We start from the raw sequence: 4,365 nt of genomic DNA, 5'->3' as shown, positions 1-4,365 counted from the left end.
GCCGCACAGGCCCCTGAGGGTCCCGCCTCTCCCGGATCTTGAAGTCCATCGCATCCCCTGAGCTGGGGCGTTGCGACGACCACTAGAACCTAAGCTGCGCTCCGGGCCTTCTCCGTGTCGGCGTGACTCCGGGGCGGCGACCGGACGGTAGAGCGACCGGGCGATGGGGCGCGTCAGCGTCCGGGTGGCTGTTGTCGCTCGTCCGGGTGGCGGTGCGGCGGTAACCGGTCGCGGACCGTAGGCGATCACCTACGCTGTGCCGGTTGCCCGCTACCGAGCCAACTCCCGCTACCGAGCCAACTGGAGACACGGTGCTGCCCAACCCGGATCGCGCGGACCTGCCGACCGTCGCCTCGCCCTCGGCGTGCCCGGCCGGCCGGCCGGTGCGTCGCCGCTACCGGGCGGCCGTCCTGGGCCTGCTCGCCGCAATGCCCGCGACGCTGGTCGCGTTCGGCCCGGCCGCACCGGCCGAGGCCCAGCGGCGGGTGATCGGCGGCGCCGTCGTGAGCACCGCCGACCACCCGTGGATGGTGGCGGTCGCCAGCCGCCAGCAGTTCGGCAACGGTCGCTCGGGGCAGTTCTGCGGCGGTGCGCTCGTCACTCCGACCAAGGTCGTGACGGCGGCGCACTGCTTCTACGACGAGGCCAAGGGCCGGCAGGTGGAGCGGCCGGGGCTGAAGGTCGTGGTGGGCCGGGACGACCTGCGCGGCTCGGTCGGCCGTGAGGTGCCCGTCGAGGCGGTCTGGATCCACCCCGACTACGCCTTCGCGGCCAACATGAACGATGTGGCGGTGCTCACGCTCACCGAGTCGCAGGGTGCCCGCCCGGTGATCGACCTGGTTGGCCAGGGGGACGCCGAGCCGTACCGGGAGGGGAACCGGGCGCAGGTCTACGGCTGGGGGGACACCTCGGGCAAGGGTGACTACTCGCCCACGCTCCGTGGTGTCGACGTGTCGGTCATCCCCGACCGGACCTGTGCCCAGGCCTACCCGGGCGGGCCGGACGGGCACTTCGACGCCCGCGGCATGGTCTGCGCCGGTGCGGAGAAGGGCGGGAAGGACGCCTGCCAGGGGGACAGCGGTGGCCCGCTGGTCGTCGCCGGACGCCTCGCCGGGCTGGTCTCCTGGGGGACGGGCTGCGCGGAGGCGGCCCACCCGGGTGTCTACACCCGCGTCGCCGCGGTCGCCGACGCGGTACGCTCCGTCCTGTAGTCGCGCGGTCACGTTCTGACGTCGCGTCGCCCGGACCGCCGGGCGGCGCGGCGGCCCGTACCGACACCGCGGTGGGCCCGGCCGGATCGCAGCCGGCCCGATCGCGGCCGGAAACAGCAGAGCCGGACGACCGGCCCCCGTCAGGGGACCCGCCGCCCGGCTCGCCGGTCGCGCGCGGTGCGCGGCCGGACACAGCTCGTTGGCCTGCTGCTGCTGTGGCGCCCGGTATCAGCGCTCTTCGTCGGCGGCCGTGGCGTTGGTGGTGCTGCTGAGCCGGCCGCTCTCGTCCTGTATCTCCACGGCGATCTTCTTGAGCTCGGGCTCGAACTTCCGGCCGTGGTGGGCACAGAAGAGCAGCTCTCCGCCGCTGGCGAGTACGACGCGCAGGTAGGCCTGGGCGCCGCAGCGGTCGCAGCGGTCAGCCGCGGTGAGCGGGCTCGCAGGGGTCAGAACAGTAGTCACGTCGCCTCTTCTCTAGCTCGACGAGCTGTCGTACCAGGGTCAACATCCAACCAGGCCGAAAACGTTCCCGCTCGTGGCTTTTCTTCTTTGAGGATTCTGCTGTGTTGATGAGGACGTGCCCCGGGGGCCGGTGGTTCATGCGTACCGAATCCCAGGATCCGCCTGTCCCTCGAACGCCCGATCGGGACGGGGTGCGAGGTCCGCGTAGCATAATCCTCTGCTGGGTTGGAGCATAAGCCCCGTCCCGGGCCCCGGTAGCCTGCATAACGGCAGTTCCGGAGCCTGTGCCCGGTCCCACGATCCGCCAGGACCGGTGGTACCGGGAGGAGATGGCGCTCCGGTGCGCGGAATCCGGCGCGGTGCGTGTTCGCGCAGCGCGTACAAGCTGCGCGGGACCGGCTCGTCGTGCTGTGACCCAGCGCAGGGGCGTGCACACGTGGCGGAGCTGTTGTCGGTGCGGTGTGCTGCACTGGCGGACGTTCCGGCTGTGCCCGGATGTGACCGATGAGACAGAACTTCACCGAGGAGAGTGCCGCGTGAGTGCCGAATCGACCGTGCCGTCCGCACTGCTGGCCGGGGACGACGGCTCCAACTACACCGCTCGGCACCTGCTCGTCCTGGAGGGCCTGGAGGCGGTTCGCAAGCGCCCCGGCATGTACATCGGCTCCACCGACAGCCGGGGCCTGATGCACTGCCTCTGGGAGATCATCGACAACTCGGTCGACGAGGCCCTCGGCGGCCACTGCGACCGCATCGACGTCGTCCTGCATGACGACTCCTCGGTGGAGGTGCGCGACAACGGCCGCGGCATCCCGGTGGACGTCGAGCCCAAGACCGGGCTCTCCGGTGTCGAGGTCGTGATGACCAAGCTGCACGCCGGCGGCAAGTTCGGCGGCGGCTCCTACGCGGCCTCGGGCGGCCTGCACGGCGTGGGCGCGTCCGTCGTCAACGCCCTCTCGGCCCGGCTGGACGTGGAGGTGGACCGCGGCGGCCACACCCACGCGGTCAGCTTCCGCCGGGGCACCCCGGGCATCTTCACCGAGGGCGGCCCGGACGCCCCCTTCGAGCCCGCCAACGGCCTCAGCAAGGCCCGCAAGGTGCCGAAGACCCGCACCGGTACCCGGATCCGCTACTGGGCCGACCGGCAGATCTTCCTCAAGGACGCCCGGCTCTCCCTGGAGCACCTGCACAACCGGGCCCGGCAGACCGCCTTCCTCGTCCCCGGCCTCACCATCGTCGTCCGTGACGAGCGGCTGACCGAGAGCGACGTGGTCGAGGAGTCGACCTTCCACTACGACGGCGGCATCGCCGAGTTCTGCGAGTTCCTCGCGCCGGACAAGCCGGTCTGCGACGTGCTGCGGCTGCACGGCGAGGGCACCTTCAAGGAGACCGTCCCCGTCCTGGACGAGGTCGGCCACATGACGCCCACCGAGGTCACCCGCCACCTCGGCGTGGACATCGCGCTGCGCTGGGGCGCCGGCTACGACACCACCCTGCGCTCCTTCGTCAACATCATCGCCACCCCCAAGGGCGGCACCCACGTCACCGGCTTCGAGCGCTCGCTCGCCAAGACCGTCAACGAGGCGCTGCGCGCCGCCAAGCTGCTGCGCGTCGCCGAGGACGACATCACCAAGGACGATGCCACCGAGGGCCTCACCGCCGTGGTCACCGTCCGGCTCGCGGAGCCGCAGTTCGAGGGCCAGACCAAGGAGGTGCTGGGCACCTCGGCGGCCAACCGGATCGTCGCCGCGGTGGTCGCCAAGGAGCTCAAGGCCTTCCTGACGTCCGCCAAGAAGGACGAGAAGGTCCAGGCCAGGGCCGTCCTGGACAAGGTCGTCGCGGCCGCCCGCACCCGGGTCGCCGCCCGCCAGCACAAGGAGGCCCAGCGCCGGAAGACCGCGCTGGAGACCAGCTCGCTGCCGGCCAAGCTGGCCGACTGCCGCAGTGACGACGTCGAGCGCAGCGAACTCTTCATCGTCGAGGGGGACTCCGCGCTCGGGACCGCCAAGCTGGCCCGCAACTCGGAGTTCCAGGCGCTGCTGCCGATCCGCGGCAAGATCCTCAACGTGCAGAAGGCGTCCGTGAGCGACATGCTCAAGAACACCGAGTGCGCCGCGATCATCCAGGTGATAGGGGCCGGTTCGGGCCGCACCTTCGACATCGACCAGGCCCGTTACGGCCGGGTCATCTTCATGGCCGACGCCGATGTCGACGGCTCGCACATCCGCTGCCTGCTGCTGACGCTCTTTCAGCGCTACATGCGGCCCATGGTCGAGCAGGGCCGGGTCTTCGCCGCCGTCCCGCCGCTGCACCGGATCGAGCTCACCAACCCCAAGCGCGGCCAGGACAAGTACCACTACACCTACTCCGACGCCGAGCTGCGCTCCACCCTGCTGGAGTTCCAGCGCAAGAACATGCGCTGGAAGGACCCGGTCCAGCGGTACAAGGGCCTCGGTGAGATGGACGCCGACCAGCTGGCCGAGACCACGATGGACCCGCGCCACCGCACCCTGCGCCGGATCAACCTGGGCGACCTGGAGCAGGCCGAGAAGATCTTCGACCTGCTGATGGGCAACGACGTCGCCCCCCGCAAGGAGTTCATCGTCGACTCGGCGGCCACCCTGGACCGCTCGCGCATCGACGCCTGAGCGCACCGCCGCACGGCAGGGGCCCTCCACCCTCGGGTGGAGGG

The 4,365-nt window shown here is 71.0% G+C and carries 3 protein-coding genes; 2 read left to right on the top strand and 1 reads right to left on the bottom strand.

Translation table 11 applies throughout. The features are described from left to right. The first annotated feature begins 428 nt into the window (after positions 1-428). On the top strand, positions 429-1,211 hold the full coding sequence (locus ACFWA9_RS38445; RefSeq protein WP_380394116.1) for a S1 family peptidase: 783 nt from the start codon (positions 429-431) through the stop codon (positions 1,209-1,211). A gap of 228 nt (positions 1,212-1,439) precedes the next feature. On the opposite strand, the gene ACFWA9_RS38440 is transcribed toward ACFWA9_RS38445, so the two are convergent. Further along, on the bottom strand, positions 1,440-1,673 hold the full coding sequence (locus tag ACFWA9_RS38440) for a hypothetical protein (RefSeq protein ID WP_352294235.1): 234 nt from the start codon (positions 1,671-1,673) through the stop codon (positions 1,440-1,442). A gap of 536 nt (positions 1,674-2,209) precedes the next feature. Here ACFWA9_RS38440 and ACFWA9_RS38435 point away from each other — a divergent pair. After that, complete coding sequence (locus ACFWA9_RS38435; protein ID WP_352294233.1) at positions 2,210-4,321, top strand: DNA topoisomerase IV subunit B; 2,112 nt, start codon at positions 2,210-2,212, stop codon at positions 4,319-4,321. Positions 4,322-4,365: the final 44 nt, after the last annotated feature.

The organism is Kitasatospora sp. NPDC059973 (assembly GCF_042737525.1).
Lineage (GTDB): Bacteria > Actinomycetota > Actinomycetes > Streptomycetales > Streptomycetaceae > Kitasatospora.
The sequence above is the reverse complement of the archived record's forward strand: the minus strand, read 5'-3'. Positions and strand labels throughout refer to the sequence as shown.

What these genes read in the sequence shown, in the direction of transcription:
- ACFWA9_RS38445 (WP_380394116.1), top strand. Translation starts at nt 429, where the DNA reads ATGCCCGCGACGCTGGTCGCGTTCGGCCCGGCCGCACCGGCCGAGGCC.